The organism is Pseudonocardia sp. ICBG601 (genome assembly GCF_020496245.1).
Genome location: NZ_JAHLJA010000148.1, coordinates 1,056,586 through 1,081,121, shown reverse-complemented (window position 1 = coordinate 1,081,121; position 24,536 = coordinate 1,056,586). Strand labels below are relative to the sequence as shown.

Here is a 24,536-nt window from a genome sequence, read left to right as displayed (position 1 = left end):
GTGGTGGGAGGCGGGACACGCGACCGGGCGCCGCGGGATCTCCGCGGCGCCCGGGGCACGGTCAGTTCTTGCTGACGGAGACGAAGCGCTCGTCGGTCAGCGGCGACGGGATCACGCCCTGCACGTTCGGTCCGACGACGATCGCCGGGCCGGTGGTCAGGATCGGCACGGCCGGCAGGTACTTGGCCATGATGTCCTTGTTCGCCTGCTGGTACGCGGCGGCGTGACCGGCCGGGTCCGGGATGGCGTCGGCCTTGGCCAGCTCGGCGAACATCGCCGGGTCCTGCGCCCCGAACTCGGCCTTCTCCCGGCCGAAGAACGTGCCGACGAAGTTGCCGGCGTCGTTGTAGTCACCGGTCCAGCCGAGCATGTGCAGGTCGTGCTTGCCGGCCTTCTGGACGTCGTCCTTGTAGCCGCCGTTCCACGGCCGCGCGACCGGGTTGACCGTGATGCCGACGGCCTTCAGGTTCGCCGACATCGCCGAGAACAGGTCCGCCGGGTTCGGCATGTAGGGCCGGGTGATCTCGGTCGGGTAGTAGAAGTTCAGCGTCAGGTTCTGCGCGCCGGCCTCGGCGAGCAGCTGCTTGGCCTTCTCCGGGTCGTACGGGTACTGGGTGACGTCGTCGGCGTAGCCCGCGACGGTCGGCGGCACGAACTCCTTCGCGACGGCGGAGCCCTCCGGCATCTTGGTGCGGACCAGCGACTCGCGGTCGATCGCGTAGGCGAGCGCCTGGCGGACCCGCAGGTCCTTGAGCTTCGGGTTGTTCTTGGTGTTGATGCCCATGTAGAGCAGCGAGAACGGCTGGCGGATCAGCACCTGGTCGCCCTGGTCCTTCAGGGTCTGGTAGTCCGCCGGGGACGGGTAGTCGTAGCCGTCGATGGTGCCGGCGGCCAGCTCCTGCTTGCGGGCGTTCTCGTCCGGGATGATCTTGAAGATGAGCCGGTCGAGCTTGGCCTTCTCGCCCCAGTACTGGTCGTTGCGGACCAGGGTGATCGTGTTGTTCGCCTTGTCGAAGCTCTCGAACTTGAACGGCCCGGTGCCCGTCGGGTGCTCGTTCGCGTAGGCGGGGTAGGTGAAGGAGTCACCGCTCTGGGTGACGGCGTCGGCGTCGTACTGCTTGAGCGCCGCCGGGCTGGAGATCGAGAACGACGTGAGGCCGAAGGCGGCCGGGAACGCGCCCTTGAACTTGTTCAGCGCCAGGACGGCGGTGTTCGGGCTCTGCGCCGTGCAGGACTTGTAGAGCGGGGTACCCGAGGCGTCGCCCTCGTTCTTGGCGAAGCCCTCGAAGACGTCGCCGTAGTAGATCATCTGGCTCTGCGCCGCGGCGCCCTTCATGGTGAACCAGCGGTCGAAGTTCGCGCAGACCGCGGTCGCGTCGAGCGGCGTGCCGTCGTGGAACGTGACGCCCTCGCGGAGGGTGAACGTCCAGGTCTTGCCGTCCGGGGTGGACTTCCACTCGGTGGCCAGGCCGGGCTCGAGCTCGGTGGTCCCGGGCTTGTAGGTGATCAGCGTGTCGAACATCTGCCGGGCCGGGCGGAAGCTCTCGCCGTCGTCGTTGAAGATCGGGTCGAAGTTCTTCGGCGCACCCGCGGCGCCGAACACGAACGTCCCCCCGGCGGCGTCGCCACCCGCTCCGCGCTCCGAGCTCGCGCAGGCGGTCATGCCCACTGCGAGCACGCCCGCCATGACCGCCGTCATCCACCGTCTGCGCATTCCGGTCCCCTCGTCGGCAGAGGCGTCCACCCGATGTGTGCGTGAGGACACCTGATGACGGGGAAACCTATAGCGGTCCGTTACCAACCGGTAGACCCTTGCGTCACGATAGTGCTACGAACTGGTACGCACGTCCCGTTCGTCCGGGCCGTCGTCGACGGCCGACCGGTGCGCGTCCCGGTGGGCCGACACCGCGGCCCGCGAGGCGTCCTCGTCGAGCGCGGCGGCCCGGACCTCGTCGAAGACCTCGCGGTAGGTGCGCAGGTCGGCGGGCGACTCCAGGAACGACTCCCCCGCGTGCCCCTCGGTGTGGACGACGTCGGGGCCGAGCTCGTCGGGGACGGTCAGGATCGCGAAGCGGCCGGCGTGCGCCCGCTGCGGCCCGGCGCCGAACGGGAGCACGCGCAGCGTCACGTCGGGCAGGCCCGACAGCGTGAGCAGCCGGTCGAGCTGCTCGGCCATCACCGCGGGGCCGCCGGTCGCGCGGGTAAGTACGGCCTCGTCGACGACGGCGTCGAGCACCAGCGGCGGCGTCGCGGTGAGCGCCTCGTGGCGACGTCCGCGCAGCCGCACGAGCTGGTCGATCTCCCAGTCCGGGCGCCCCGGGAGCCGGGCACGCAGCGCGGCGTGCGCGTAGGCGGGCGTCTGGAGCAGCCCGTGCAGCACGGTCAGGTCGAACGCGGCGACGGCGGTCGCGTCGGACTCGGCGGCGGCGTAGCGCCCCGGCGACGGCAGGAAGTGCGGGTCGCTGCGCAGGCCCTCGGTGAACGGCTCCCACCAGCCGCGGGTGCGGCTCTCGGTGACCAGCCGCTCGAGCATCTCCGCCTCGACCCCGGCGACCCCGCCGTAGACCTCGACCAGCGCGGCGACGTCGGCCGGGCGCGGCACCCCCTTGCCGTTCTCCAGCCTGCTGATCTTCGACGTCGAGCAGCCCACGCCGCCCGCGGCGTCCTCCAGCTTCAGACCGGCGTTGACGCGCAGCCTGCGCAGCTCGGCACCCAGCCGTCGTCGCGCGCCGGTCGGCTCCTGCTCCACCTCGCGCCCCCTCCGTGGCCCCGCCGTGCAATCTACAGTTCTGTGCAATTCCCTGTGCCTGCAATTGCACGGAGGCGCATCGTCGTGCATCCTGGAGTCACCCGGACGTGACGGCAGACACACCGACCGTGGCGACCGGGGACCACGGACCGACCGCGACACACGAAGGGAGATTGACATGATCCGCAGGACGCAGGTGCCGCACACAGGCACGCACCACAGCGCCCGTACCGGGCGGTGGTCGCCGTGATCGCGCTGGTGGCGGTGGCCCTGGCGGGGCTGGCCACGCTGGTCGTCTCGGCGATCGTGATCGGGGTGACCGACCGGCGCCAGAGCGAGGCGTGGCGCAGGATCGCCGAGCAGCGACGCCGGGAGTGGGAGCGCAGGCAGCGCCAGCTCCACGGCCGGCCGCACCACGTGGACGCGTGGGGCGACGAGGATTCCGACTGACACCACTGTCGGGACCCACCAGGAAGGACGGCGCAGCGGCGGGGGGTTGCTGCGCCGGGTGGCCGGTCACGACCGGGGCGACGCGCCCGGGGCGGACCGGCCCGTTCTGTGTCCGGGGCCTAGAGGGCCCGCCGGCCGGCGAGCGCGCGGCCGAGGGTCATCTCGTCGGCGAACTCCAGGTCGCCGCCCATCGGCAGGCCGGACGCGAGCCGCGTGACGCTCAGGCCCGGGAAGTCGCGCAGCAGCCGGACCAGGTAGGTCGCGGTCGCCTCGCCCTCGGTGTTGGGGTCGGTCGCGATGATGACCTCGGAGATCTCGGTCTCGTCGGTCGCCGGACCGGTGCCGCCGAGGCGGGCGAGCAGCTCGCGGATCCGCAGCGTGTCCGGGCCGATCCCGGCCAGCGGGTCGAGCGCGCCGCCGAGCACGTGGTAGCGCCCCTTGAACTCCCGGGTCCGCTCGACGGCCAGGACGTCCTTGGGCTCCTCGACCACGCACACCAGCGTCGGGTCGCGTCGCGCGTCGGAGCAGTAGCGGCAGCGGGTGTCCGACGCGACGTTGCCGCACACGTCGCAGAACGCGACGCCCTGCTTGACCGTCTGCAGGACCTCCTGGAGCCGGTTGATGTCGGCCGGGTCCGCGGCGAGCAGGTGGAACGCGATGCGCTGGGCGCTCTTCGGACCGACCCCGGGCAGGCGTCCCAGCTCGTCGATCAGGTCCTGGACCGGTCCTTCGAACACCTCAGGCGCCCGGGAGGCCCAGGCCGCCCATGTCGAGACCGCCGGCGAGCGGACCCATCTTCTCCTGCTGCAGCTCCTGCGCACGGCGGACTGCGTCGGCGAGCGCGCCGGCGACGAGGTCCTGCAGGGTCTCGACGTCCTCCGGGTCCACGACCTTCGGGTCGATCCGCACCGAGCGCGGCTCCAGCCCCGCGGTGACGGTGACCTCGACCAGCCCGTTCCCGGCCTGGCCGGTGACCTCGGCGGTCGCGAGCTCGGCCTGGGCCTGCTGGAGCTGCTGCTGCATCTTCTGGGCCTGCTGCAGGATCATCTGCATGTCGGGCTGACCGGGTTGCACGCGTACCCCTCGCTGTCGGGTCCGGCTCGCGCGATCGGGGGCTTCCCCGGCGCGACCGGCGCGGACGTGTCCTTCTCCCAGGGTAGACGTGTCAGGCTGACCGACCGTGCGCGCCCTGATCCGTTCCGCCACAGCCGTCCTCCCGGCCGTCGTCGCGCTGCTGTGCGCCGGCTGCGGCGCAGCGGCACCGGCCCCGCCCTCGGTCGACGCGACCCCGGTGCCGGCCGCGACGACCCGCTCGCTGCCCACCACCCCGGCGCCGGTCCCCGCCCCCGTCGTGCTGCTCGACCCCGGGCACAACGGCGGCAACGCCGCGGACCCGGCCGCGGTGAACCGGCCGGTCCCCGACGGGCGCGGCGGGACCAAACCGTGCAACACGACCGGCACGTCCACGAACGCCGGCTACGCCGAGCACACCTTCACCTGGGACCTGGCCGGGCGGCTGCGGTCCCGGCTGGAGGCCGCCGGTGTGCGGGTGGTGCTCACCCGCCCCGGCGACGACGGCGTCGGCCCCTGCGTCGACGCCCGCGGGGCGGCGGGCGGCCGGGCCGGTGCGGCGCTGGCCGTGTCGCTGCACGCGGACGGCGCGGCGGCCTCGGCCCGAGGGTTCCACGTCGCCTACGCCGAGCCCGCGGTGCACGGGACCGGACCGGCGTCGCTGCGCCTGGCCACCGGGCTGCGGGACGCGCTGCGCTCGGCCGGGTTCGCCCCGGCCGGCTACATCGGCCGCGACGGGCTCGACGGCCGCGAGGACCTGGCCGGCCTGAACACCTCGACCGTGCCGACCGCGCTGGTGGAGGCGGGCAACATGCGCAACGCCGGCGACGCCGCCGTGCTCACCGACCCAGCCGGGCGGGACCGGATCGCGGCGGCGGTGGCCACGGCGGTGCTGGCGCAGCTGCGCCGCTGACCACCCGCGACCCGGCCACCCCGCCCGGGCCGGGAGTCAGCGCGGGTCGATCGCGCGTGCCCCCAGGTGCGAGGTGAGGATCTCCAGCGCGGCGGCCTCGGGGTCGCGACGGGCACCCGGTGACGCCGCCTCGGCCGCGGCCTCGGCGAGCATGTCCTCCTCCTCGGCGGCCTGGTTCCGTACCGGGGCGGGTCGTGCACCCGGACCGTCGCCCCCCTGCGGTCCGGCCTCACGAGGGTCCGGCGGTGCGTCCTCCGGCGGCGGCTCCGGCGGCAGCGGGACGTCGGAGTCCCCCGCGGGACGGCGGGTGGGCCGCCCGCCCTGCTCGCGCTGCGGGGCGTCGCGCTGGGAGGGGCGCTGCGGCACCGCCCGCTGCGCGCGTTCCGGTGTGGCGGCGCGACGCGCGGTCGCGGCCTCCCCGGTGTCGCAGTGGACCCGCCACTGGACCCCGAGGACGGCGCGCAGCGCATCGGCGATCACGTCGGTGTTGCGCGCCTCGGACAGCCGGCGGGCCAGCGGCGGGGCGCCGATCGCGAGGACCAGGGTGTCGCCGTCGACCGCCCGGACGGTGGCGTTGACCAGCAGCGCCTCGGTGCTGCGGCTGCGCTGGCGGACGGCGGCGAGGATCTCCGGCCAGACCCGGCGGACCGCCGTCGCGTCCAGCGACGACGCCGACGACACCGGCTGCGCCGACTCCGGCGGTACGGCGTCGGTGGGGGCGCCGTCGCGGGGCGGGGCGGGGCGACGGGGTGGGGCCTCCTGCGCGGCGGGCTCCTCGGCCCCGCCCGCTCCCGGCCCGTCCGCCGGTCGACCGTCCGCCGCCGGACCGTCCTCCCCGCTTCCGTCCGCCCGACGACCGCCCGCGCCCGGGCCGTCCTCCGGGGCCGGGCCGGCGGTCGCCGGAGCGCGTTCCGCGGAACGCTCCGCACCGGACTCCGTACCGGCGGAGGGAGCAGCGGGCCTGCCCGGGGACGCCGCCTCCGTCGCGGGCCCGCCCGGTCCGCATGGTCCGGTCGCCTCCTCGGCGTGGGGTGCCGGGGCGCCCGCCGGACGGTTTGACGCGGGGCCACGCCCGGAGGCCTCACCGCCCCGGTCCTGGGCGTCGCCGTCCCCGTCCTGGGGGCCGCCGCCCTGGTGCGCGCCGGGGGCTGCGGCCGGGGCGGTGGCCGTGGCCCGGCCGTCGTCGTCGCGTTCCGCGGAACGCGCCGCGCCCGCCTCCGACCGGGTCTGCTCGGGCTCCGGGGCGGCGGGTGCCGGGGCGGGCACGGCCATCGGGGCCCCGGCCTCGCGTTCCGCGGAACGCGACGGGGCACCGCCGGTCGGCTCCGAGCCGGCCGGGCGCTCGCTGGGCCGGACGAACCGCTTGGCGGCGGCGCCGTCGTCGGCCGGGCCGGCGGGGTCGGGCGCGATCGCGTTGCGCCGCTCGATGCGCTCCAGACGTTCGAGCAGCCCGCCGTCGGAGGTCGTGGCCGCCGGGAGCAGCATCCGCGAGACCAGGAGCTCCAGGAGCAGCCGCGGGGCGGTCGCCCCGCGCATCTCGATCAGGCCCTGGTGCAGGATCTCGCCGTAGCGGGTGAGGGTGGCCGGTCCGAGCCGGGCGGCCTGGTCGGCCATCCGGGACAGCTCGTCCGCGGCGCCGTCGACCAGCCCCTGCTCCGCGGCGTCCGGCACGGCCTGCACGAGCATCAGGTCGCGGAAGCGCTGCAGCAGGTCCGAGGCGAAGCGGCGGGGGTCGTGCCCGGCCTCGACGAGCCGGTCCACCGCGCCGTAGACGGCCGCGCCGTCGGCCGCGGCGAGCGCGTCGACGGTGTCGTCGATCAGGCCGGAGTCGGTCACCCCGAGCAGCGCGACCGCGCGCTCGTAGGTCACGCCCTGCGGCCCGGCGCCGGCGAGCAGCTGGTCCAGCACCGACAGCGTGTCCCGGGCCGAGCCGCCACCGGCCCGGATGACCAGCGGGAACACCGGCGGCGCGACGGTCACCTGCTCCTCGCCGCAGATCTTCTCCAGCAGCGCGCGCATCGTGCCGGGCGGGATCAGCCGGAACGGGTAGTGGTGGGTCCGCGACCGGATCGTCGGGAGCACCTTCTCCGGCTCCGTCGTCGCGAAGACGAAGACCAGGTGTTCCGGGGGCTCCTCAACGATCTTGAGCAGCGCGTTGAAGCCCTGGGTGGTGACCATGTGCGCCTCGTCGACGACGAACACGCGGTAGCGCGACTCGGCGGGCGCGTAGAACGCGCGGTCACGCAGCTCGCGCGCGTCCTCGACACCACCGTGGGACGCCGCGTCGAGCTCGACGACGTCGATGCTGCCCGACCCCTCCGGGGCGAGCGCGATGCACGAGTTGCAGACGCCGCACGGGTCCGGGGTCGGCCCCTGCTCGCAGTTCAACGAGCGCGCCAGGATGCGGGCCGAGGACGTCTTGCCGCAGCCCCGCGGCCCCGAGAACAGGTACGCGTGGTTGATCCGCCCCGCGGTGAGGGCGGTGGCCAGGGGCTCGGTGACGTGCTCCTGCCCCACGACGTCGGCCAGCTTGGCCGGGCGGTACTTGCGGTACAGAGCCAGAGCCACGAGGGGAAGGCTACCCAGGGGGTCCGACACTTCGGGGACCCGCTCGGAGACAGAAGGGGACCCCGCGCACCCGCCAGAGCCTGTTGACCCTTGCTGCCTTCCGGCCCTGGGGGAGTTCACAGGATGGACGCCGCACGGGGTCCACGGACAGTGTGCCACGGACGGCGCCGTCGGGCGGCGAGGGGGCCGCGTCGGATCGCCGAGGGCGTCGCGTAACCTCGTTCGCGGAGGATTCGCCTAGTGGCCTAGGGCGCACGCTTGGAAAGCGTGTTGGGAGCAATCCCTCACGGGTTCAAATCCCGTATCCTCCGCCAGCCTGAACAGGCAGAACGCCGGGCGGCTCCCACGCGGAGCCCCCGGCGTTCGGCCGGGGCCCGATGGCGCTCGTTCAGCCGGCGGCGCGGAGCAGGCGTAGCAGTCCGAGCTCGGCGACGTTCTTCGTCAGCTCGGTGTTCACCCAGGTCAGCGTGTCACCGACGGCCATGTCCGCACCCTCCTCCCACGGGAACGTCGCCCCGGCGGCGAGGTCGTCGTCGGTCAGGCCGTCCAGCACCGCCTTCCAGCCGTCGTGCAGCTCGCGCATCCAGGAGACCGTCGACGCGGCGTCGCCGGGCCACACCACCTCGGCGCGCTCCCGCGGCTGCCTGCCCCGGAGGTGGTCCGTCGTGACGGACCACCACCAGCCGATGTGCCAGGTGACCCAGGCGATCGTCGGCACGGGGACCGGGTCGGGCTCCGGCTCCGCCCAGTCCGGGAGCCACGTGCCGTCCTCGGACCGGCGCACGGTCCGGCACAGGCGTACCGGCTCCCAGAGGAGGTCGTCGTCGCCCAGCCGCTCGAGGTGGTGGTCGAACAGGGCCCAGATCAGGTCGAACTGGCGGTGCAGGAGATCGGTGCGGGTCCGCTGCATCGTCCGACCATCGCACCGGCGCACGCCGCGGTCACCCGGATTCGTGTGGCGTGCGGAAACCGGTCCGGCCTTCGACGCACCGTTCGTTCCGGTGCCGGACGACCGATGGCCCCTCCCCCACCGGACCGACCGGCAGCCGTCGCGCCCGGCCGAAAGTACGACCGCCGACGGTCGGAACGGGCCCGCAGGCCGATCCGCACACCCCGGACATCCGCCACGCTGCACAGATGCACCGAACAGACGTCCGCGCTCCCGCGCACCCGGAGGCCGTCGGCCCCGACCGGGTCGACGCCCTCGACGCGCTGCGCGGGCTGGCCCTGTGCGGGATCCTGCTGGTCAACATCCCGCCGCTCGCCGACATGCCGCCCGCGTCGGGTGCCTGGCACGGGTCCCTCCCCCAATGGCTGGAGCTCACGGCGCACCAGCGCTTCTTCCCCCTGTTCTCCTTCCTGTTCGGGCTCGGTACGGCCCTGTTCCTGGACGGCGCCGCCCGCCGGACCGCCCGTCCACGGCTCGTGCTGCTGCGCCGGCTGCTCGTACTCGGCGTGCTCGGTGCCGCCCATCAGCTCCTGCAGCCCGGTGAGGCACTGCTCCCGTACGCGATCGTCGGTCTCGTCGTGCTGCTGCCGGCCACCTGGCTGCCGCGGCCGGTCATCGCTCTCGGCGGGGCGGTGGCGACAGCCCTGGCACTCACGTTCACCAGTGGCGGGCTCCTGCTGGTCCCCGGCCTGTTCCTGCTGGGTCTCGCCGCCGCCCGCTACGGCCTGCACCGCCGGATGGCGGCACCGGACCGGGCCGTGTGGGCCGCCGTTCTCGCCGGGGCGGTCGTCGTCGCGGTGCCGCTGCTGAGCATCCAGGTCGACACGATCGGGAGCAGCGGATTCGACCAGGTGTCCGCCGTGACGGGCCTCGTGATGGCCGTCGGCTACGCCGCGGCGCTCGTCCTGCTGACCGGCTCCCCGGTCGGGCCGTGGGTCTCGTCGGTCCTCGCCCCGCTCGGGCGGCTCGCGCTGACCAACTACCTGTCGGCGACGCTGCTGGTCCTGCTGCTGACCGCGGTCCCGGCGTTCTCCGGCCCGGACGGGTACCGCGCCCTGCTGCCGGTCAGCGCGGCGATCCTGATGCTCCAGGTGGCCGGGAGCCGCTGGTGGGTGCGCCGCTTCCGGTACGGACCGGTGGAGTGGTTGTGGCGCAGCATCTCCTGGTGGTCACCCGCACGGATGACGTAGCCCCGCCGTCGTCACCCGGCGGGGGGAACTCTCCGCCGGGACCGGGCACGGGGGTCATGATCGGACACCCGCGGGGCGGGCGGACCTCGGACGCACGGCTACCACGACAGGAGTGACGGGTGACGAGACAGGACCATCTGCGCGAGGTCGACGGCCGCTGGAGACGTGCCTCGCTGGCGACCGTCGTCACCGTCGTCGCGTTGTTCGCGGGCCAGTTCCTCTGGCTGATGCTGGGCCCCCCGGCGGACCACACCTGGCTGTGGCGCAGTGTGGGTCTGGTCGTCCCGTTCGGCGTGTCGCTGATCCTGCTCGCGCTGTGGCTGCGGCTGCGTGAGAAGCGGGGGCTGTCGAGCCTCGGCGTCCCGGTGCGGAGGCCCGTCCCGGCGGTTCTGGGAGCAGGGGCGCTCGCCCTGGTGCTGCTCGTGATCGGCTCCGTCGTCGGATCCGTCGTGGGCGGCACAAGCGACGGCGCAGCGGACACCGGAGGGGATCCGGTGTCCCAGGGAGTGCTCGCGGTGGCCGTGATCCTGGTCGCCACCGCGTTGCAGTCGTCGACCGAGGAACTGCTGTTCCGTGGCTACCTGCTCGGTGCGGTGCGGACCGGCTTCGGCAGCGGCGTCGCGGTCGCCTTCAGCTCGCTCGTCTTCGGCCTGTGCCACTCGTTCAACGCCGACATCTCCGTCGTCTACGTCACGTCGACCGTCGCCCTGGGGGCGTTGCTGGGCATCATCTCGCTGGGCAGGGGAGGACTGTGGGCGGCGTGTGGCTTCCACACCGTCTGGAACCTGGTGCAGAACCTCGTCGCCGACCCGTCCGCCGGGTCCGACACCACCGGCTCGTCGTCGGCCGGCATCGCCGTCCTCCTCGTCCTCGTGTGCTGCGTCGGGATTGCGGCGTGGTTCCGTGTCCGTCACCCGGGCCCGGATCTGCCGACGACGGCCTGATGACGGCGGCGGGTGTCCTGTTCGGGCTCGCGGCGGTGTCGGCGGCCCTCTGCGTCGTCGGGATGCTCGTCGAACGACGGCGGTTCCGCAACGCCGTGCTCGGCGGGACTGCGGTAGCCCTCCTGCTGGCAGGGACGGTCGCCGGGCTCACCCGGCTCGACATGGCCGTCGTCGACGTCGCCACAGCGCTGCTGGCGACGCTGTTGATCGTCTGCGTACTGATCCTCACCGGATTTCTGCTCGTCAACGGCGTCGTGATGATGCGGCGGGAAGGACGTCGGCCGGGGAACCTGTTGTCGCTGCTCGCGGGGCTCGCCTGTCTCGCGATCGTCGTCCTCGTCCCCCTCACCGTGGTCGTCGACAACCGGTTCCTGACGACGCTGACCTACGTGGCGCTGCTGCTCGCGGCCTGGTTCGGGTTCCTGCTGTGCAGCCTGGTCGCCTACGCGTTCGTGTACGGACGGGTGGGTGTCCGTCCCGGGGTCGACTTCGTCGTCGTGCTCGGGTCGGGGCTCGTCCGCGGTGCAGTGCCACCGCTGCTCGCCGCCCGCCTGGACCGCGCGGTCGCCCTGTGGGAACGGGAGCGGGAACGGGGCGGGGCCCCGATGCTGGTGACCTCCGGTGGGCGCGGTCCCGACGAGCCGGTCGCCGAGGCCGTCGCGATGGCCGACTACCTCGTGGACCGCGGCGTGCCGTCGGAGAGGATCCTGCGGGAGGACCGGTCGAGGACGACGCGGGAGAACCTCGTGTTCAGCAGGGCGCTCATGACCGAGCGGCTGCCCGGCCACCGGTGCGTCGTCGTCACCAACAACTTCCACGCCTTCCGCGCCGCGCTCACCGCCCGCCGGGCCGGGGTGAACGGTCAGGTCGTCGGTTCCCCGACCGCCCGCTACTACCGGCCCAGCGCCACGCTGCGCGAGTTCGTCGCGATCCTGGCCGAGCATCCGGTCCTGAACGGCGCGATCTGTCTCGCGCTGGTGATGCTCGGGGTCACGGTCGGCCTCGACCGGTAGCCGGCGGCTACTGCGACGACCCCGTCACCGCCACCCCGACGCCGAGCCCGATCATCGCGAGCCCACCGGCACCGCCGACGGCCGCGATCCGTCTCGGCGAGGAGGCGAACCAGGCCCGGGCCGAACCGGCGGCGAGGGCCCACACGCTGTCGAGCACCAGGCCGATGGCGACGAAGAACGCCCCCAGCAGCAGGATCTGCGTGACGACCGGCCCGCGGGCGTCGACGAACTGGGGCAGGAACGCGACGAAGAAGACGACGGACTTCGGGTTCAGCAGGCCGACCACCAGCCCGTCGGCGACGCTGCGGGCCGGACCCACCCGCCGGGCGTCACCGGCGGAGCGCTGCATCGCGCGGACGACGTCGTGCCGGTGCCGGAACGCCGCGATCCCCAGGTACACCAGGTAGGCGGCGCCCACCAGCTTCAGGACGGTGAACGCCACAGCGGACCGGGCGACGAGGTGCCCGAGGCCCACCGCCACCGCGACCACCTGCAGGAAGACGCCGACGGCGTTGCCGACGACCGTCGCCAGGGCGGCGGACCGGCCGGCCGCGAGCGCGCGGCCGACGGTGAACACGACGCTGGGTCCGGGGATGACGATGACGACCGCCGCGGCGGCGGCGAACGCGAGGAGTCGATGGTCCACGGCGGAAGCGTCCGCCGACCCGCCTACGGTGTCGAGCCCGTATCGGGCGCCGCCGCCGTGCGCAGGTCGGCCATGTCGTCCCGGTGCGAGGCCTCGGCGCGCAGGGCCCGGGCCACCGACGGGCCGGCGACCATGTCGAGCTCGGTGGTGACGCCGAACAGCAGCGCCTGCTCCGGGCTGCCCGGGAAGACGTGGGTGTGGGCGTCGATCAGGCCCGGGAGCAGTGTCGCCCCCGCACCCTCGACGACCTGCTCGTCCGGTCCCGGCCCGAGGCCCTCGCCCACCTCGGTGATCAGTCCGTTCGCGACACGGACCGAGTCGGCGGCGACGACGGCCCGGCCGTCGAACACGCGGACGTCGCGGATCAGGGTTCCGGGTTCCGTCACCGTCAGCACCTCGTCCTGTCCGGGCGGACGCGTCGACGACCGCCCGTCGTCCACACCGGTCACGGCCGCCGGTCCCCACCGTCGACGACGCAGAACCGGTTGCCCTCGGGGTCCTGCATGATCACGTAGTCGGCGTCGGCCGGCCGGTTGCCCCAGGGGACCTCCTGCGCGCCGAGGGCGACCAGGCGCCGGACCTCGGCCTGCTGGTCGTCGGCGTAGAGGTCCAGGTGGATGCGCGGCGGCAGGACCCGCTCGGACGGGGCGACGTCGAGCGAGACGTTCGGGCCGGGGCGGCCGTCGCCCGGGCGGAGGAGCACGAAGTCGTCGTCCGCGGGGGTGCGCGCCTCGTAGCCGAGCGCCTCGGTCCAGAACCGGACCTGTCGTGCGAGGTCGGTGACGCGCAGGACGATCGAGCCGACGACCAGCATGCGACGACGGTAGCGGGATCGATGCGGCTCGAGCCTCAGCGCAGCCGGGAGATCAGCCGGAACACCAGCCACAGCAGCGCCGCTCCCCCGCAGACCAGGCCGATGCCGACCAGCACCGCTCCCAGGATCGGCCAGGTCAGGTCCGGACCGGGCGGGTCGGGGGCGCCGGGCGGGAGGTAGTACACGTACGGCTGGTCGTCCGGATCGGGCAGCACCCGGTCCAGCCAGGACGGCAGCAGCACCATCCCGCCGGTGAACAGGCACGACCCCGCGACGACGGCGAGCAGGCGCACCCGAGAAGGGTAGGCGGCGGTCCGACCGGTCACCATCACTCGACCCGGGCCCGGCGGTCCGCCATGCTGGTACCGGACCGCCCACCCGGCGGCTCCCCGGACGAGACGCGCCGTACCCGGAACGCCAAGACGACGCATCCCTTCCGGGAGGAGCTCGTCATGGCATGGATCTACCTCGTGGTCTCCGGTGTGCTGGAGACGGTGTGGGCCGCGGCGCTGTCGCGGAGCCGCGGGTTCAGCAGGCTCGGTCCGTCGCTGCTGTTCGCGGGCGCGCTCGCCCTGAGCATGAGCGGGCTGGCCCTGGCGTTGCGCGACCTGCCGGTCGGCACCGCGTACGCCGTGTGGGTCGGCATCGGCGCGGTCGGCACCGCGCTCTACGGCATGGCCGCCCTCGGCGAGCCGGCGACGACGGCGCGGCTGTTGTGCCTGCTCGCGATCGTCGCGGGTGTGGTGGGGCTGAAGGTCCTGCACTGAGTCCCGGTACGACGACGGGGCCGGCACCCCCGTGAGGAGCGCCGGCCCCGCCGTCTGGGAGCCCCTTACTCGAAGGGTCCGTCCTTCACCAGCCCGCCGGCCGGACCCTCGACGAAGCGCGGGTCAGGCTGCGGGATCTCGGTGTCGGTGCCGTTGACGCCGTCGGGCCGGTTGCTCGGCGAGAACGTGTCGGCGGCGTCGAGGAAGCTCGCCCCGAAGGTCCCGACGGTGGCTCCCACCGCGTCGAGGCCCTGGGTGGGGCTCTGTGTGCTGGGGTAGCCGTGACCCTCGTCGGTGTCGGCGGCGGCGATCCCGGCCAGCGGGAACGCCACGGCCGCGAGGGCGCCGACGGCGATCAGCGAGCGTCGCATCCGGTTCTTCATCGAATCCGTCCTTCGGTAGCGGGGAGCAGACCGTTCACACTAACGGCCCAGTGAGATGCGGCATACGGAGCACGCCGCACCCGGCTCACATGTTGTCGGCGCCGGCCTTGATGGCCTCGCGGATGCGGTTGTAGGTGCCGCACCGGCAGATGTTGCGGATCTCGTCCAGGGCCTCGTCGTCGATGGAGCGCCCCTCGGCCGCGCACCGCTTGACCAGGTCGATCGCCGCCATGATCTGGCCGGGCTGGCAGTAGCCGCACTGGGCGACGTCGTTGTCGATCCAGGCCTGCTGCATCGGGTGCAGCTCCTCGCCCTTCGCGATCCCCTCGATGGTGGTGATCTCGTCGGACTCGGAGATGGCGCCGACCGGCACCGAGCAGGGGTTGAACGCCTTGCCGTTGATGTGGCTGGTGCAGGCCTTGCAGACGTTGATCCCGCAGCCGTACTTCGGACCGGTCACCCCGAGCATGTCGCGCAGGACCCAGAGCACGCGGACGTCGTCCTCGACGTCGACGGTGACCTTCTCGCCGTTGACCGTGAAGGTGTGGGAAGGCATGTCAGTCCTCTCAGCGGGCGACGTCGAGGCCGTTGGTCGGCGACGGCGGGATCGGCGGGACGGTCGGGTACGGCTCGAACGGCAGCGGCTCGTTGTGCAGGATCGGGAACTCGGTCGGGACCTTCCCGGTCGCGCGGGCGTAGGCGCAGGCGATCGCGCCGCAGGTCGCGGCCACGCCGAACTCGCCGGCTCCGCCGGGCTCGGGGGACTCGGAATCCTCGATGAGGACGATGTTCATCTCCGGCGGGGTGTTCCACTGCCGGGTGTAGAAGTAGTTGTCCCAGCTGGCCTCGATGAAGTGCCCGTCGTCGAGGTGCAGGCCCGACGTCAGCGTCATCGCGATGCCGTCGTTGATGCCGCCCATCATCTGGGCCTCGTAGCCACGCGGGTTGATGATCAAGCCGGCGTCGACGACGTAGGTCACCTTCGTGACGCGCGGACCGGTGCGCGCGGAACGGATCTTCCGGTCCACGGTCTCGGGGCGGCAGTCGAGCTCGACGACGGCGCAGGCGACGCCCTTGTACTCGACGTGCATCGCGATGCCCTGGGCGGTGCCCTTCGGCATCGACTTGCCCCAGTCCGCCTCCTGGGCGGCCCGGTCGACGACGTTCTTCCAGCGGGTCAGCTTGGTGTAGGCGGACCGGAACTCGTACGGGTCCTTGCCCATCTTCTCCGCGACCCGGTCCACCATCAGCTCCCGCGCAGTCGCCGTGTCGGGCGAGTAGATGTTGCGCATCGAGCTGGTGTTGAACCGCATGTCGACCTCGTTGAGCAGCGAGGTCGCGACGCCGACGTTGTACGGGTTGGTCTGGGTGAGCACGTAGAGGCTCTGCGAGACCGTGTAGTTGCCGCCCGGGGCCTTCTGCGCCGCCGCGGTGATCGCCTCGCCGAGACCGGGGTTGCCCTCGGTGGCCACGCTGGTGTGACGGATCTCGAAGCTCGTGACGGTGTCCCCGCTGACCTGGGCCCGCACCCGGCTGGTGGCCATCGGGTGCACCCGGCCCTGACGGGAGTCGTCGGCGCGGGTCCACATCAGCTTGACCGGCTTGCCCATCAGCTGGGAGACCTCGGCGGCCTCCTCCGCGGCGTCGAAGAAGAGCTTGCGGCCGAAGGAACCGCCGCCCTGGGTGACGTGGAAGGTGACGGCGTTCTGCGGGATGCCGAGCTTCTTCGCGATCTCGGCCTGGGCCGCGATCGGGTTCTTCGCCGGGCCCCAGATCTCGGCGGTGCCGCCGCGGACGTCGGCGATCGCGCAGTTGGTCTCCAGCGAGGAGTTGCTGCGGAAGTAGAACGTGAAGTCGCCCTCGATCGTCTCACCGGGGACCTGGGGGACGGCCAGCGGCAGCTCGCCCTGGCGCAGCTTCTCCAGGACCGAGCGGTCGTTCTCGCCCTCGACGGTGCCACCGTCCCAGGAGACGTCGAGCGCGTTCACGGCGTCGATCGCCTGGCCGAAGGTCTTCGCCCGCACCGCGACGCCGGTCGTCATCTCGACGACGTCGGTGACGCCCGGCATCCCACGGACCTCGTCGAGGTTGTTGGCGCCCTGCGGGGCCGAGTTCAGGTTCGGGCCGCGGCAGATCACGGTCGGCAGGGCGTCGGGGATCTGCAGGTCGGTGGCGAACTGCTTCTTGCCGGTGACCATGGCGCGCGCATCGGACTTGGTCCGCGACGTCCCGATGACGGTGAACTGCTCGCGGTCCTTCAGCACGACGTCGACGGCCTCGTTCGCCGCGCTCGACGCCAGCTCGGTGAGCTCGCCGAACGGCAGCTCCTCACCGTTGTTGCCGGTGATGAGGCCCTGGCGGCTGCGCAGCACGTTCACGTCCTGGCGCAGCTCGTTCGCCGCGGCGTCGAGCAGGCGCTTCTGCGCCAGCGCGGCGGCCACCCGGATCGGGGTGTAGGTGGAGAAGGTCGTGCTCGACCCGGCGGTGAGCTGGTTGAACACCAGCTCGGGGCGCGCGTCGGCCTGGGTGACGATGACCTGGTCGGGGTCCAGGTTCATCTCCTCGGCGATGATCATCTGCGTCGAGGTGATGATGCCCTGACCGTTGTCGGACCGGGGCAGGGCGAAGGAGACGGTGCCGTCGCGGTTGACCTCGATGCGGATGAGGTTCGCGGTCGGGCGCATGGAGTCGCGCAGCGCGTCGAGCAGGTCGTACAGCTCGGCGGGCAGTGGCGGCGACGGAACCGCGGCCGCGTTGGCCTGCGGGACTCCGGGGAACCAGGTCTGGCGCCCGATCTCGGCCGCGACGACCAGCGTGGGGGCGGCGACCAGGTAGCCGAGGAACCGCCGGCGGCTGACGTTCTTGCGGCCGTCGCCGGACGCCGGGCGCTCGGGGGCGGTGGCGCTGTGAGCGGGCATCGTTGTCCTCTCCGAATGTGCTGCGGTGCACGACCCGATGCGACGTCCGGTGCGGGGAGCGGGGGACGGCTGCGGGGCATTCGGGCGATCAACGACGTGCCTGATTCGACGGATACGCGTCGGTACGCGCGCTACGTGTCATGGGAAATCCGCTGCCGGACCGTCGGAGATACCTTGATTGGCAGGTCAACGAGTTGGCGCTCAGGGTCCCCTTACCCGCAGATGCGGATGACTCGCCGCCGCAAAGTCCGCAGGATGAGGTTGCTCTACTGGGAGGGACACCACTCGTACGGGTGATCAGGTCGAGCCCGGCAGGCCCGGGACGGGTGCGCCACCGAGGGGAGTGCGCCCGCCGCCCGGACCCGTGCGGCGGGCGCTCGCCCTCACATCTTGTCGGCGCCGGCCTTGATCGCCTCGCGGATGCGGTTGTAGGTGCCGCACCGGCAGATGTTGCGGATCTCGTCCAGGGCCTCGTCGTCGATCGAGCGGCCCTCGGCCGAGCAGCGCTTCACCAGATCCACCGCGGCCATGATCTGGCCGGGCTGGCAGTACCCGCACTGGGCCACGTCGTTGTCGATCCAGGCCTGCTGCATCGGGTGCAGCTCCTCGCCCTTGGCCAGGCCCTCGATCGTCGTGATCTCGTCCGACTCCGACAGGGCACCCACCGGCACCGAGCACGGGTTGAACGCCTTGCCGTTGATGTGGCTCGTGCACGCCTTGCAGACGTTGATCCCGCAGCCGTACTTCGGACCGGTCACGCCCAGCAGGTCACGCAGGACCCAGAGCACCCGGACGTCGTCCTCGACGTCGACGGTGACCTTCTCGCCGTTGACCGTGAAGGTGTGGGAAGACATGTCGGGCTCCTCAGCGGGCGAAGTCGAGACCGTTGGTCGGCGACGGCGGGATCGGCGGGACGGTCGGGTACGGCTCGAACGGCAGCGGCTCGTGGTGCAGGATCGGGAAGTGGTCCGGCACCCGGCCGGTGGCCCGGGCGTAGGCGTTCGCGATGGCCCCGCAGGTCGGGGCGACGCCGAACTCACCGGCCCCGCCGGGCTCCGGCCGGCCGTTGTCGACCAGGTGGACCTGCAGGTCGAGCGGGGTGTTCCACTGCCGGGTGTAGAAGTAGTTGTCCCAGCTCGCCTCGACGAAGTGCCCGTCGACCAGGTGCAGGCCCGCGGTCAGCGTCATCGCGATCGCGTCGTTGATCCCGCCCATGATCTGGGCCTTGAAACCGAGCGGGTTGATGACCAGACCGCCGTCGACGGCGAAGACCGCCTTGGTCACGCGCGGACCGGTCCTCGCCTGGCGGACCTTCCGGTCCACGGTCTGCGGGCGGCAGTCGATCTCGACCAGGCAGGCGGCGAAGCCCTTGTACTCGACGTGGAACCCGATCCCCTGCGCGGTGCCGTCGGGCATCGACCGACCCCAGTCGCCCTCCTCCGCGACCCTGTCGAGCACGGCGCGCATGGCGTCGTTGCGGAGGAACTCGCGGCGGAACTCGTAGGAGTCCTTGCCCATCTTCTCGGCGATGCGGTCGACGATCAGGTCACGGGCGGTGCAGACGTCGGGCGAGTACACGTTGCGCATCGAGCCGGTGTTGAACCGCATGTCGACCTCGCTGAGCACCCGGGTCTGGGCACCGAAGTCGTACGGCGTGGCCTGGGTCAGCTCCCAGATCGACTCCGCGACCGAGAGCTGGCCGAGCGGGGCCTTCGCGGCGGCCGCGGTGACGGCGTCGCCGAAGCCGTGCCCGAAGTCGCAGGTGACGCCGGTGTGGCGCTGCTCGAAGCTGACGACGGACTCGCCGGAGACGACCGCCCGGATCCGGGAGGTGGCCATCGGGTGCACCCGGCCCTGGCGGGAGTCGTCGGCGCGCGACCAGATCAGCTTGACCGGCTTGCCGAGCTTCTGCGAGATCTCGGCGGCCTCCTTGGCCGCGTCGCCGAACAGCCGGCGGCCGAAGGAGCCGCCGCCCGGGACGATGTGGATGGTGACCGCGTTGACCGGCAGCCCGAGCTGCTCGGCGATGTCGTGCTGCACGGTGATCGGGATCTTCAGCGAGGTCCAGATCTCGCACCGGCCGTCCCGGACGTCGGCGATCGCGGTGTTGGTCTCCAGCGCCGAGCTGCTGCGGAAGTAGAAGGTGAAGTCGCCCTCGACGGTCTCCCCCGCCACCGACGGGACCGCCAGCGGCAGCTCGGCCGCCCGCACCTTCTGCAGCACCGACTCGTCGTTCTCGCCCTCGACGGTGCCGGCGTCCCACCGCACGCGCAGCGCGTTCACGCCGTCGACGGCCTGGCCGTAGGTGTGCGCGCGCACGGCGACGCCGGTGGCGCACTCGACGACGTCGGTGACGCCCGGCATGGAGCGCACCTCGTCGACGTTGGCGACCGACACCGGGGCGCAGTTCAGGTTCGGGCCGCGGCAGATCACCGTCGGCAGCGCGTCGGGGATCCTCAGGTCGGCGATGAACTGCTTGCGGCCGGTGACGATGTCGTGGGCCTGGGCGTTGCGCCGGTCGGTCCCGATGACCGTGAACTCCTCGCGCGGCTTGAGCACGACCTCGACCGAGCGGGTGGCGTCGACGGCCGCGGCCTCGGTGAGCTCGCCGACCGGGATCGCGCTGCCCCCGGCGCCGGTGATGAGCCCGGCGCGGCTGGTGAGGGTGTTCGCGTCCTGCTGGAGGAGGGCGGCGGCCGCGTCCAGCAGCCGGCCCTTGGCGATCGCCGCGGCGACCCGGATCGGGGTGTAGGTCGAGAACGTCGTGCTGGAGCCGCCGGTGAGCTGGTTGAACACCAGCTCCGGGCGCGAGTCGGCCAGGGTGACCTTCACCTGGTCCGGGTCGAGGTCCATCTCCTCGGCGATGATCATCGCGGTCGAGGTGATGATCCCCTGCCCGTTGTCCGACCGCGGCAGCTGGAACGACACCGTGCCGTCCCGGTTCACCTCCACCCGGATCAGGGCCGAGGTCGGCCGGGAGGTGTCCCGGATCGCGTCGAGCAGGTCGTAGGTGTCGGCGAGCTGGGGCGGCGACGGGATGGCCGCGGCCGAGGCCCCCGGCGGGGCGAACAGCTGCTGGCGGCCGACCTCGGCGGCGACGACGAGGGTGGGGGCCGCGACCAGGTAGCCGAGGAATCGGCGACGGCTGACGTCACGGCGTCCGGTGCGTGCACGAGTCGGGGCAGACATCGTTGTCCTCTCCTTCGCTCCGGGGCCCTGGGGAGCGGCCGACGGAGTCCGTTGGAGAGCGGAACGAGAGGGCGGCCGTCGTGATGCGCCCGCCGATGTGACGTACGGAACCCGGCGAGATCCGCACGACGTCGACGATCGGCAGGGACGTGTCCGCAGATGCGGGTCCGGTGTGTCTCACAGGTCCGAATCAGGAGGTTGCGTGCCGGATATTCCGTTCACCTGTTCGAGCGAGCATCACTACCAACTTCAGTGGGTACGGCGGCCGGCGCGCAGCAGCTTGACGAAGGTCCAGGGCAGCACGACCAGCGCACCCAGGACACCGGCGATCCCGGCGACGATGATCGCCCAGTGCCCGGCGCCCGGCTCCGGGGTCGCCGCGAGGCCCGCGATCAGCACCAGCGCCGGGACGGCGACGATCCCCGGCCACACCAGCGTGCCGAGCCACTTCTCCCCGACCGTCCAGGAGCGCCCGGTCCACAGCATCACGACACCGGCGAGCCAGCCGACGACGGGCAGCACGAAGCCGCCGAGCATCAGCATCAGGACGGTGAGGACGGGGTACGCGTCCGGGTCGCCGGGGCGGGCGGGCTCCGGGGTGCCGTGGCCGTGCGGGGTGGTGGTCATCGTGGTCATCTCCAGCTCCTCGTATCGGGGTGTGCACCCACTGTCGCGCCGGAGGGGGGTCGGCCACATCGGAGCCGGGAATGATCCACGGCGTAGGACCACGGTCGGAGACGACCGGAGACCGCTCCGCCCGTCACCGGCCGCCCGGCCCACCCGGCGCGACGTCCCGCGGTGCGCCGTCGGCTACACGAGCCGGGCAGCGCCGGGGCCGGTGAGCGCCTCCCCGGGGACACGTCGTCCGCAGACCGCGGCGAGCAGGTACGCCGCCCGGCCGCGTACCTCGGCACCGTCGCCGCGTACCGGGCCGGTGTCGGTCGCGACCAGTCGCAACCCGTCGATCGTCGTCCCGAACGAGCGCAGGTGCTCCGGGCGCATCGAGGCCAGCACGGTCGTCGCACGTTCAGGGGAGACGTGCTCGAGGCGCCCCAGTGCGAGCGCGACGTCCAGGCCGTGGATCACGTCGTGTGAGAGCGCGCCGACCGGGCCACCACCGGGTGGTGACCACGGGTCCTCGACGTGCGCGTCGAGACAGGCCACCAGCTCGCCCGGGGTGAGTGCCGCCGCGTCGTCGCGCGCGGCGCGGTCGGCGAACCGGTCGAAGGACCCCCGCGCCCGCACCACACCGAGCAGCAACCGCGGGACCGACCAGCGGAACGGCATCGTCGTGTGGGCCAGGACGTCCCGCACCCGCCAGCCGGTGCAGAGCGACGGCACGTCCCACTCGTCGTCGGACAGGCCGGAGTAGAGGGTGACCTGGGCGCGGCGTTCGTCCGCCGCCATGGGGTGCACGGTTCGCATGCCGGTAGCGACCCGGCCCGGCCGCCGATCTCATCGGTGGGCCCCGGCGGCCCGGCTGCCACCGTCACCGCCACCGACGACAGAGGGCCGGACCCCCGACTCGGGGGTCCGGCCCTCTGACCAGCGGTAGCGGTGGGATTTGAACCCACGGAGGCGTGAACCTCACGCGCTTTCGAGGCGCGCTCCTTCGGCCGCTCGGACACGCTACCGCCGACTAGGTTACAAGAAGCTCAGTCGCGGTCGGCGCACGGGGTCCGGCCGAAGAACTCGCGCATCAGGGCGGCCGCCTCACCTGCGCGGACCCCGCCGACGACCTCGGGACGGTGCGCGAGCCGCCGGTCGCGCAGCACGTCCCACAGCGAGCCCGCGGCGCCGGTCTTGGGCTCCCACGCCCCGAACACGACGCGCTCGACCCGGGCCAGCCCGATCGCGCCGGCGCACATGGTGCACGGCTCGACGGTCACGGCGAGGGTCGTCCCGGTCAGCCGCCACTCCCCCACGACGGCCGCGGCGGCGCGCAGGGCGAGCACCTCGGCGTGCGCGGTCGGGTCACCGGTGGCCTCGCGGGCGTTGCAGGCCGCGGCGAGCTCGGTGCCGTCGGCGGCGAACACGACCGCACCGATCGGGATGTCCCCGGTCGCCGCGGCACCGCGCGCGACGTCGAGGGCACGGCCCAGCGCGAGCCGGTCGGCCGGGCGGAACAACTCAGGAGCCGACGAGCTCGTCCAGCTGGACGGCGAACCCGCAGCGGCGGGCGATGGTGTCCAGCTGCTCGTCGGGGTAGAGCTCGAGGTCGGAGACGAGGATCTCCAGCTCGTCGGCGGGCAGGCCGAGGTCGGCCAGGATGCCGAGGTCGCCCTCCGGCCAGGCGTCGTCGAGGGCGTCGTCGTCCGGGGGGAGCTCGACGCGGAGCAGGTCGAGCACGTCCGCGGCGATGTCGTAGTCCAGCGCGGCGACGGCGTCGGAGATCAGCAGCCGCACCCCGCCCGCGGACGGGCGGAGGAGGACGAAGAACTCGTCGTCGACGTCGAGGAGGCCGAGCACCGCACCGGTGGAGCGCTGCGCGCGCAACGCGGTGATCGCCGCGTCGAGGTCCACGAGCGCCTCGGAATCCAGCCGGACACAGCGCCAACGGCCCTCCTCCCGGATCGCGGCGACCGCGAATCCGGGCAGGGCGGCGCCACGGGTGTCCGGGGCTGCCTCGACGCTCTGTGTGGCCACGCGCCAACGGTACGTCGCTCCGGGCTTGTGAGTCACGCCACGACCAGGTACGCGTGGTCACACCGGGCCCGCGGGCGCCGGACGGGCTCCGGTCAGCGACGATCGGTCCATGCCCATCACGCCCGCCTCGGTCGCGGGGCTCCCCGGCGGCCTGCTCGAGGCCGCCCGCGTCCTGCAGCCGCGGACGGTCGCGCTGCGCCGGGAGCTGCACCGGGCACCGGAGCTCGGACTGCACCTGCCCCGCACCCGGGACGCGGTCCTGCGGGCCCTCGACGGGCTGCCGCTGCGGATCCGCACGGGCGGGTCCTGCACCTCGGTGACCGCCGTCCTCGACGGCGACCGTCCCGGGCCGACGGTGCTCCTGCGGGGCGACATGGACGCGCTGCCGCTGTCCGAGGACACCGGACTGGACTTCGCCTCGGGCACCGCCGGCGCCATGCACGCCTGCGGGCACGACACCCACACCGCCATGCTCGCCTCGGCCGCGCGGCTGCTCGCGGACCGGCGGGACCGGATCGCCGGCCGGGTGGTGTTCATGTTCCAGCCGGGCGAGGAGGGGTTCCACGGCGCCCGGCACATGATCGACGAGGGCGTGCTCGACGAGGACCCCGAGCTGGCCTACGCCCTGCACATCACCTCGACGGTGCCGACGGGGCAGCTCCACCACCGGCCGGGCCCGATCATGGCGGCCGCGGACGTGCTGCGGGTCCGGGTGACCGGCCGCGGCGGGCACGCCTCGGCCCCGCAGGACGCCTGCGACCCGGTCCCCGCCGCCGCGGCGATGGTCGGCGGCCTGCAGACCCTGCTGACCCGCCGGGTCGGGCCGCAGGAGTCCGCGGTCGTCACGGTGTCCCGCATCGAGGCGGGCACCACCGACAACGTCATCCCGGAGACCGCGGAGCTGACCGGGACCCTGCGGACGTTGTCACAGCCGGTGCGCACGCTGCTGCACCGGGCGGTCACCGAGCACTGCCGGCACACCGCGCTGGCCTACGGCTGCACGGCCGAGGCGGAGATCGTCCCGGGCTACCCCGTCACCCGCAACGACGACCGCGCGACCGCCGGGCTGGTGCGCGTCGCGGAGAAGGTGCTCGGCCGCGGCGCCTGCGTCGCCATGCCGGACCCGCTGATGGGCTCGGAGGACTTCTCCTACGTGCTGGACCGGGTGCCGGGCTCGCTGGCCTTCCTGGGGGCGCGGCCGCCGTCGGTCGACCCGGCCCTCGCCCCGCCGAACCACTCGAACCGGGTGGTGTTCGACGAGGCCGCGTTCCCGGCGGGGGTCGCCGTCCACGCGGGTCTGGCGCTGGCCGCGACCGGCTGAGCCCC

At 73.1% G+C, this 24,536-nt stretch carries 26 protein-coding genes, 2 tRNA genes, 1 other RNA gene and 1 riboswitch; of the genes, 8 read left to right on the top strand and 21 right to left on the bottom strand.

Annotated features, from left to right (window positions below):
• Window positions 1-61 precede the first annotated feature (61 nt).
• Window positions 62-1,699, bottom strand: coding sequence for an ABC transporter substrate-binding protein (locus KPL57_RS34385; RefSeq protein ID WP_226354751.1), 1,638 nt, complete (start codon window positions 1,697-1,699; stop codon window positions 62-64).
• A gap of 129 nt (window positions 1,700-1,828) precedes the next feature.
• On the bottom strand, window positions 1,829-2,749 hold the full coding sequence (locus KPL57_RS34380) for a helix-turn-helix transcriptional regulator (protein WP_226354750.1): 921 nt from the start codon (window positions 2,747-2,749) through the stop codon (window positions 1,829-1,831).
• Window positions 2,750-2,995: 246 nt separating this feature from the next.
• On the opposite strand from KPL57_RS34380, the gene KPL57_RS34375 reads away from it, so the two are divergent.
• Window positions 2,996-3,199 carry a hypothetical protein gene (locus tag KPL57_RS34375; protein ID WP_226354749.1) on the top strand — a complete coding sequence of 68 codons (204 nt, stop codon included), beginning with the start codon at window positions 2,996-2,998 and terminating at the stop codon, window positions 3,197-3,199.
• 119 nt (window positions 3,200-3,318) lie between these two features.
• On the opposite strand, the gene recR is transcribed toward KPL57_RS34375, so the two are convergent.
• Both recR and KPL57_RS34365 read right to left on the bottom strand, forming a co-directional pair.
• Window positions 3,319-3,936 (bottom strand): recombination mediator RecR, encoded by a 618-nt coding sequence (gene recR, locus KPL57_RS34370; RefSeq protein WP_062399547.1) that lies wholly within the window; start codon window positions 3,934-3,936, stop codon window positions 3,319-3,321.
• Between the two features lies 1 nt (window position 3,937).
• Window positions 3,938-4,252 carry a YbaB/EbfC family nucleoid-associated protein gene (locus tag KPL57_RS34365; RefSeq protein WP_060713646.1) on the bottom strand — a complete coding sequence of 105 codons (315 nt, stop codon included), beginning with the start codon at window positions 4,250-4,252 and terminating at the stop codon, window positions 3,938-3,940.
• A gap of 127 nt (window positions 4,253-4,379) precedes the next feature.
• Here KPL57_RS34365 and KPL57_RS34360 point away from each other — a divergent pair, with 127 nt between their 5' ends.
• The gene (locus KPL57_RS34360) at window positions 4,380-5,183 is read left to right on the top strand and encodes an N-acetylmuramoyl-L-alanine amidase (RefSeq protein WP_308253067.1); all 804 of its coding nucleotides are present in this window, start codon (window positions 4,380-4,382) and stop codon (window positions 5,181-5,183) included.
• Window positions 5,184-5,219: 36 nt separating this feature from the next.
• On the opposite strand, the gene KPL57_RS34355 is transcribed toward KPL57_RS34360, so the two are convergent.
• Window positions 5,220-7,751 (bottom strand): DNA polymerase III subunit gamma and tau, encoded by a 2,532-nt coding sequence (locus KPL57_RS34355; protein ID WP_226354748.1) that lies wholly within the window; start codon window positions 7,749-7,751, stop codon window positions 5,220-5,222.
• A gap of 51 nt (window positions 7,752-7,802) precedes the next feature.
• Window positions 7,803-7,897: signal recognition particle sRNA small type (ffs, locus tag KPL57_RS34350), an RNA gene on the bottom strand.
• Window positions 7,898-7,977: 80 nt separating this feature from the next.
• On the opposite strand from ffs, the gene KPL57_RS34345 reads away from it, so the two are divergent.
• Window positions 7,978-8,065 (top strand) — tRNA-Ser (locus tag KPL57_RS34345).
• Between the two features lie 74 nt (window positions 8,066-8,139).
• On the opposite strand, the gene KPL57_RS34340 is transcribed toward KPL57_RS34345, so the two are convergent.
• On the bottom strand, window positions 8,140-8,661 hold the full coding sequence (locus tag KPL57_RS34340) for a DinB family protein (protein WP_226354747.1): 522 nt from the start codon (window positions 8,659-8,661) through the stop codon (window positions 8,140-8,142).
• Window positions 8,662-8,888: 227 nt separating this feature from the next.
• On the opposite strand from KPL57_RS34340, the gene KPL57_RS34335 reads away from it, so the two are divergent.
• The 3 genes from KPL57_RS34335 to KPL57_RS34325 all read left to right on the top strand — a co-directional run bounded on the left by KPL57_RS34335 (window position 8,889) and on the right by KPL57_RS34325 (window position 11,847).
• Window positions 8,889-9,890 (top strand): DUF418 domain-containing protein, encoded by a 1,002-nt coding sequence (locus KPL57_RS34335; RefSeq protein ID WP_226354746.1) that lies wholly within the window; start codon window positions 8,889-8,891, stop codon window positions 9,888-9,890.
• A 119-nt stretch (window positions 9,891-10,009) separates the two neighbouring features.
• Window positions 10,010-10,834, top strand: coding sequence for a CPBP family intramembrane glutamic endopeptidase (locus KPL57_RS34330; RefSeq protein ID WP_226354745.1), 825 nt, complete (start codon window positions 10,010-10,012; stop codon window positions 10,832-10,834).
• Entirely contained in the window at window positions 10,834-11,847 is a 1,014-nt protein-coding gene (locus tag KPL57_RS34325; protein WP_226354744.1) for a YdcF family protein, read from the top strand. Before KPL57_RS34330 ends, KPL57_RS34325 begins: the two co-directional genes overlap by 1 nt.
• Window positions 11,848-11,854: 7 nt before the next feature.
• Here KPL57_RS34325 and KPL57_RS34320 read toward each other — a convergent pair whose 3' ends face one another.
• The 4 genes from KPL57_RS34320 to KPL57_RS34305 are packed head-to-tail and all read right to left on the bottom strand — an operon-like array spanning window position 11,855 to window position 13,600.
• Window positions 11,855-12,493 carry a LysE family translocator gene (locus KPL57_RS34320; protein ID WP_226354743.1) on the bottom strand — a complete coding sequence of 213 codons (639 nt, stop codon included), beginning with the start codon at window positions 12,491-12,493 and terminating at the stop codon, window positions 11,855-11,857.
• Between the two features lie 23 nt (window positions 12,494-12,516).
• A complete protein-coding gene (locus KPL57_RS34315) occupies window positions 12,517-12,879 on the bottom strand; it encodes a hypothetical protein (protein ID WP_226354742.1) in 363 nt (120 codons plus the stop codon).
• Window positions 12,880-12,938: 59 nt separating this feature from the next.
• Window positions 12,939-13,307 (bottom strand): VOC family protein, encoded by a 369-nt coding sequence (locus tag KPL57_RS34310; protein ID WP_226354741.1) that lies wholly within the window; start codon window positions 13,305-13,307, stop codon window positions 12,939-12,941.
• A gap of 35 nt (window positions 13,308-13,342) precedes the next feature.
• Window positions 13,343-13,600 carry a hypothetical protein gene (locus KPL57_RS34305; protein ID WP_226354740.1) on the bottom strand — a complete coding sequence of 86 codons (258 nt, stop codon included), beginning with the start codon at window positions 13,598-13,600 and terminating at the stop codon, window positions 13,343-13,345.
• A gap of 72 nt (window positions 13,601-13,672) precedes the next feature.
• Window positions 13,673-13,739, top strand: a riboswitch (guanidine-III (ykkC-III) riboswitch).
• A gap of 20 nt (window positions 13,740-13,759) precedes the next feature.
• On the opposite strand from KPL57_RS34305, the gene KPL57_RS34300 reads away from it, so the two are divergent.
• Window positions 13,760-14,074: a multidrug efflux SMR transporter gene (locus KPL57_RS34300; RefSeq protein ID WP_226354739.1), complete on the top strand. Its 315-nt coding sequence runs from the start codon at window positions 13,760-13,762 to the stop codon at window positions 14,072-14,074.
• Window positions 14,075-14,139: 65 nt separating this feature from the next.
• Here KPL57_RS34300 and KPL57_RS34295 read toward each other — a convergent pair whose 3' ends face one another.
• The 10 genes from KPL57_RS34295 to KPL57_RS34250 form a co-directional block, all read right to left on the bottom strand.
• A complete protein-coding gene (locus KPL57_RS34295; protein WP_226354738.1) occupies window positions 14,140-14,457 on the bottom strand; it encodes a hypothetical protein in 318 nt (105 codons plus the stop codon).
• A gap of 85 nt (window positions 14,458-14,542) precedes the next feature.
• A complete protein-coding gene (locus tag KPL57_RS34290) occupies window positions 14,543-15,013 on the bottom strand; it encodes a (2Fe-2S)-binding protein (protein ID WP_226354737.1) in 471 nt (156 codons plus the stop codon).
• Window positions 15,014-15,023: 10 nt separating this feature from the next.
• The gene (locus KPL57_RS34285) at window positions 15,024-17,375 is read right to left on the bottom strand and encodes a molybdopterin cofactor-binding domain-containing protein (protein ID WP_226354736.1); all 2,352 of its coding nucleotides are present in this window, start codon (window positions 17,373-17,375) and stop codon (window positions 15,024-15,026) included.
• A 383-nt stretch (window positions 17,376-17,758) separates the two neighbouring features.
• Window positions 17,759-18,229: a (2Fe-2S)-binding protein gene (locus KPL57_RS34280; RefSeq protein WP_226354735.1), complete on the bottom strand. Its 471-nt coding sequence runs from the start codon at window positions 18,227-18,229 to the stop codon at window positions 17,759-17,761.
• A gap of 10 nt (window positions 18,230-18,239) precedes the next feature.
• Window positions 18,240-20,564, bottom strand: a complete 2,325-nt coding sequence (locus tag KPL57_RS34275; RefSeq protein WP_226354734.1) for a molybdopterin cofactor-binding domain-containing protein — start codon at window positions 20,562-20,564, stop codon at window positions 18,240-18,242.
• 249 nt (window positions 20,565-20,813) lie between these two features.
• A complete protein-coding gene (locus tag KPL57_RS34270; protein WP_226354733.1) occupies window positions 20,814-21,200 on the bottom strand; it encodes a hypothetical protein in 387 nt (128 codons plus the stop codon).
• A gap of 174 nt (window positions 21,201-21,374) precedes the next feature.
• Window positions 21,375-21,971 (bottom strand): maleylpyruvate isomerase family mycothiol-dependent enzyme, encoded by a 597-nt coding sequence (locus KPL57_RS34265; protein ID WP_226354732.1) that lies wholly within the window; start codon window positions 21,969-21,971, stop codon window positions 21,375-21,377.
• Window positions 21,972-22,113: 142 nt separating this feature from the next.
• Window positions 22,114-22,198: transfer RNA gene (locus KPL57_RS34260), tRNA-Ser, on the bottom strand.
• A gap of 21 nt (window positions 22,199-22,219) precedes the next feature.
• Window positions 22,220-22,693 (bottom strand): nucleoside deaminase, encoded by a 474-nt coding sequence (locus KPL57_RS34255; protein ID WP_226354731.1) that lies wholly within the window; start codon window positions 22,691-22,693, stop codon window positions 22,220-22,222.
• Between the two features lies 1 nt (window position 22,694).
• Window positions 22,695-23,210 (bottom strand): tRNA adenosine deaminase-associated protein, encoded by a 516-nt coding sequence (locus KPL57_RS34250; protein ID WP_226354730.1) that lies wholly within the window; start codon window positions 23,208-23,210, stop codon window positions 22,695-22,697.
• Window positions 23,211-23,319: 109 nt separating this feature from the next.
• Here KPL57_RS34250 and KPL57_RS34245 point away from each other — a divergent pair, with 109 nt between their 5' ends.
• Window positions 23,320-24,531, top strand: a complete 1,212-nt coding sequence (locus KPL57_RS34245; protein WP_226354729.1) for a M20 family metallopeptidase — start codon at window positions 23,320-23,322, stop codon at window positions 24,529-24,531.
• The last annotated feature ends 5 nt before the right edge of the window (window positions 24,532-24,536 follow it).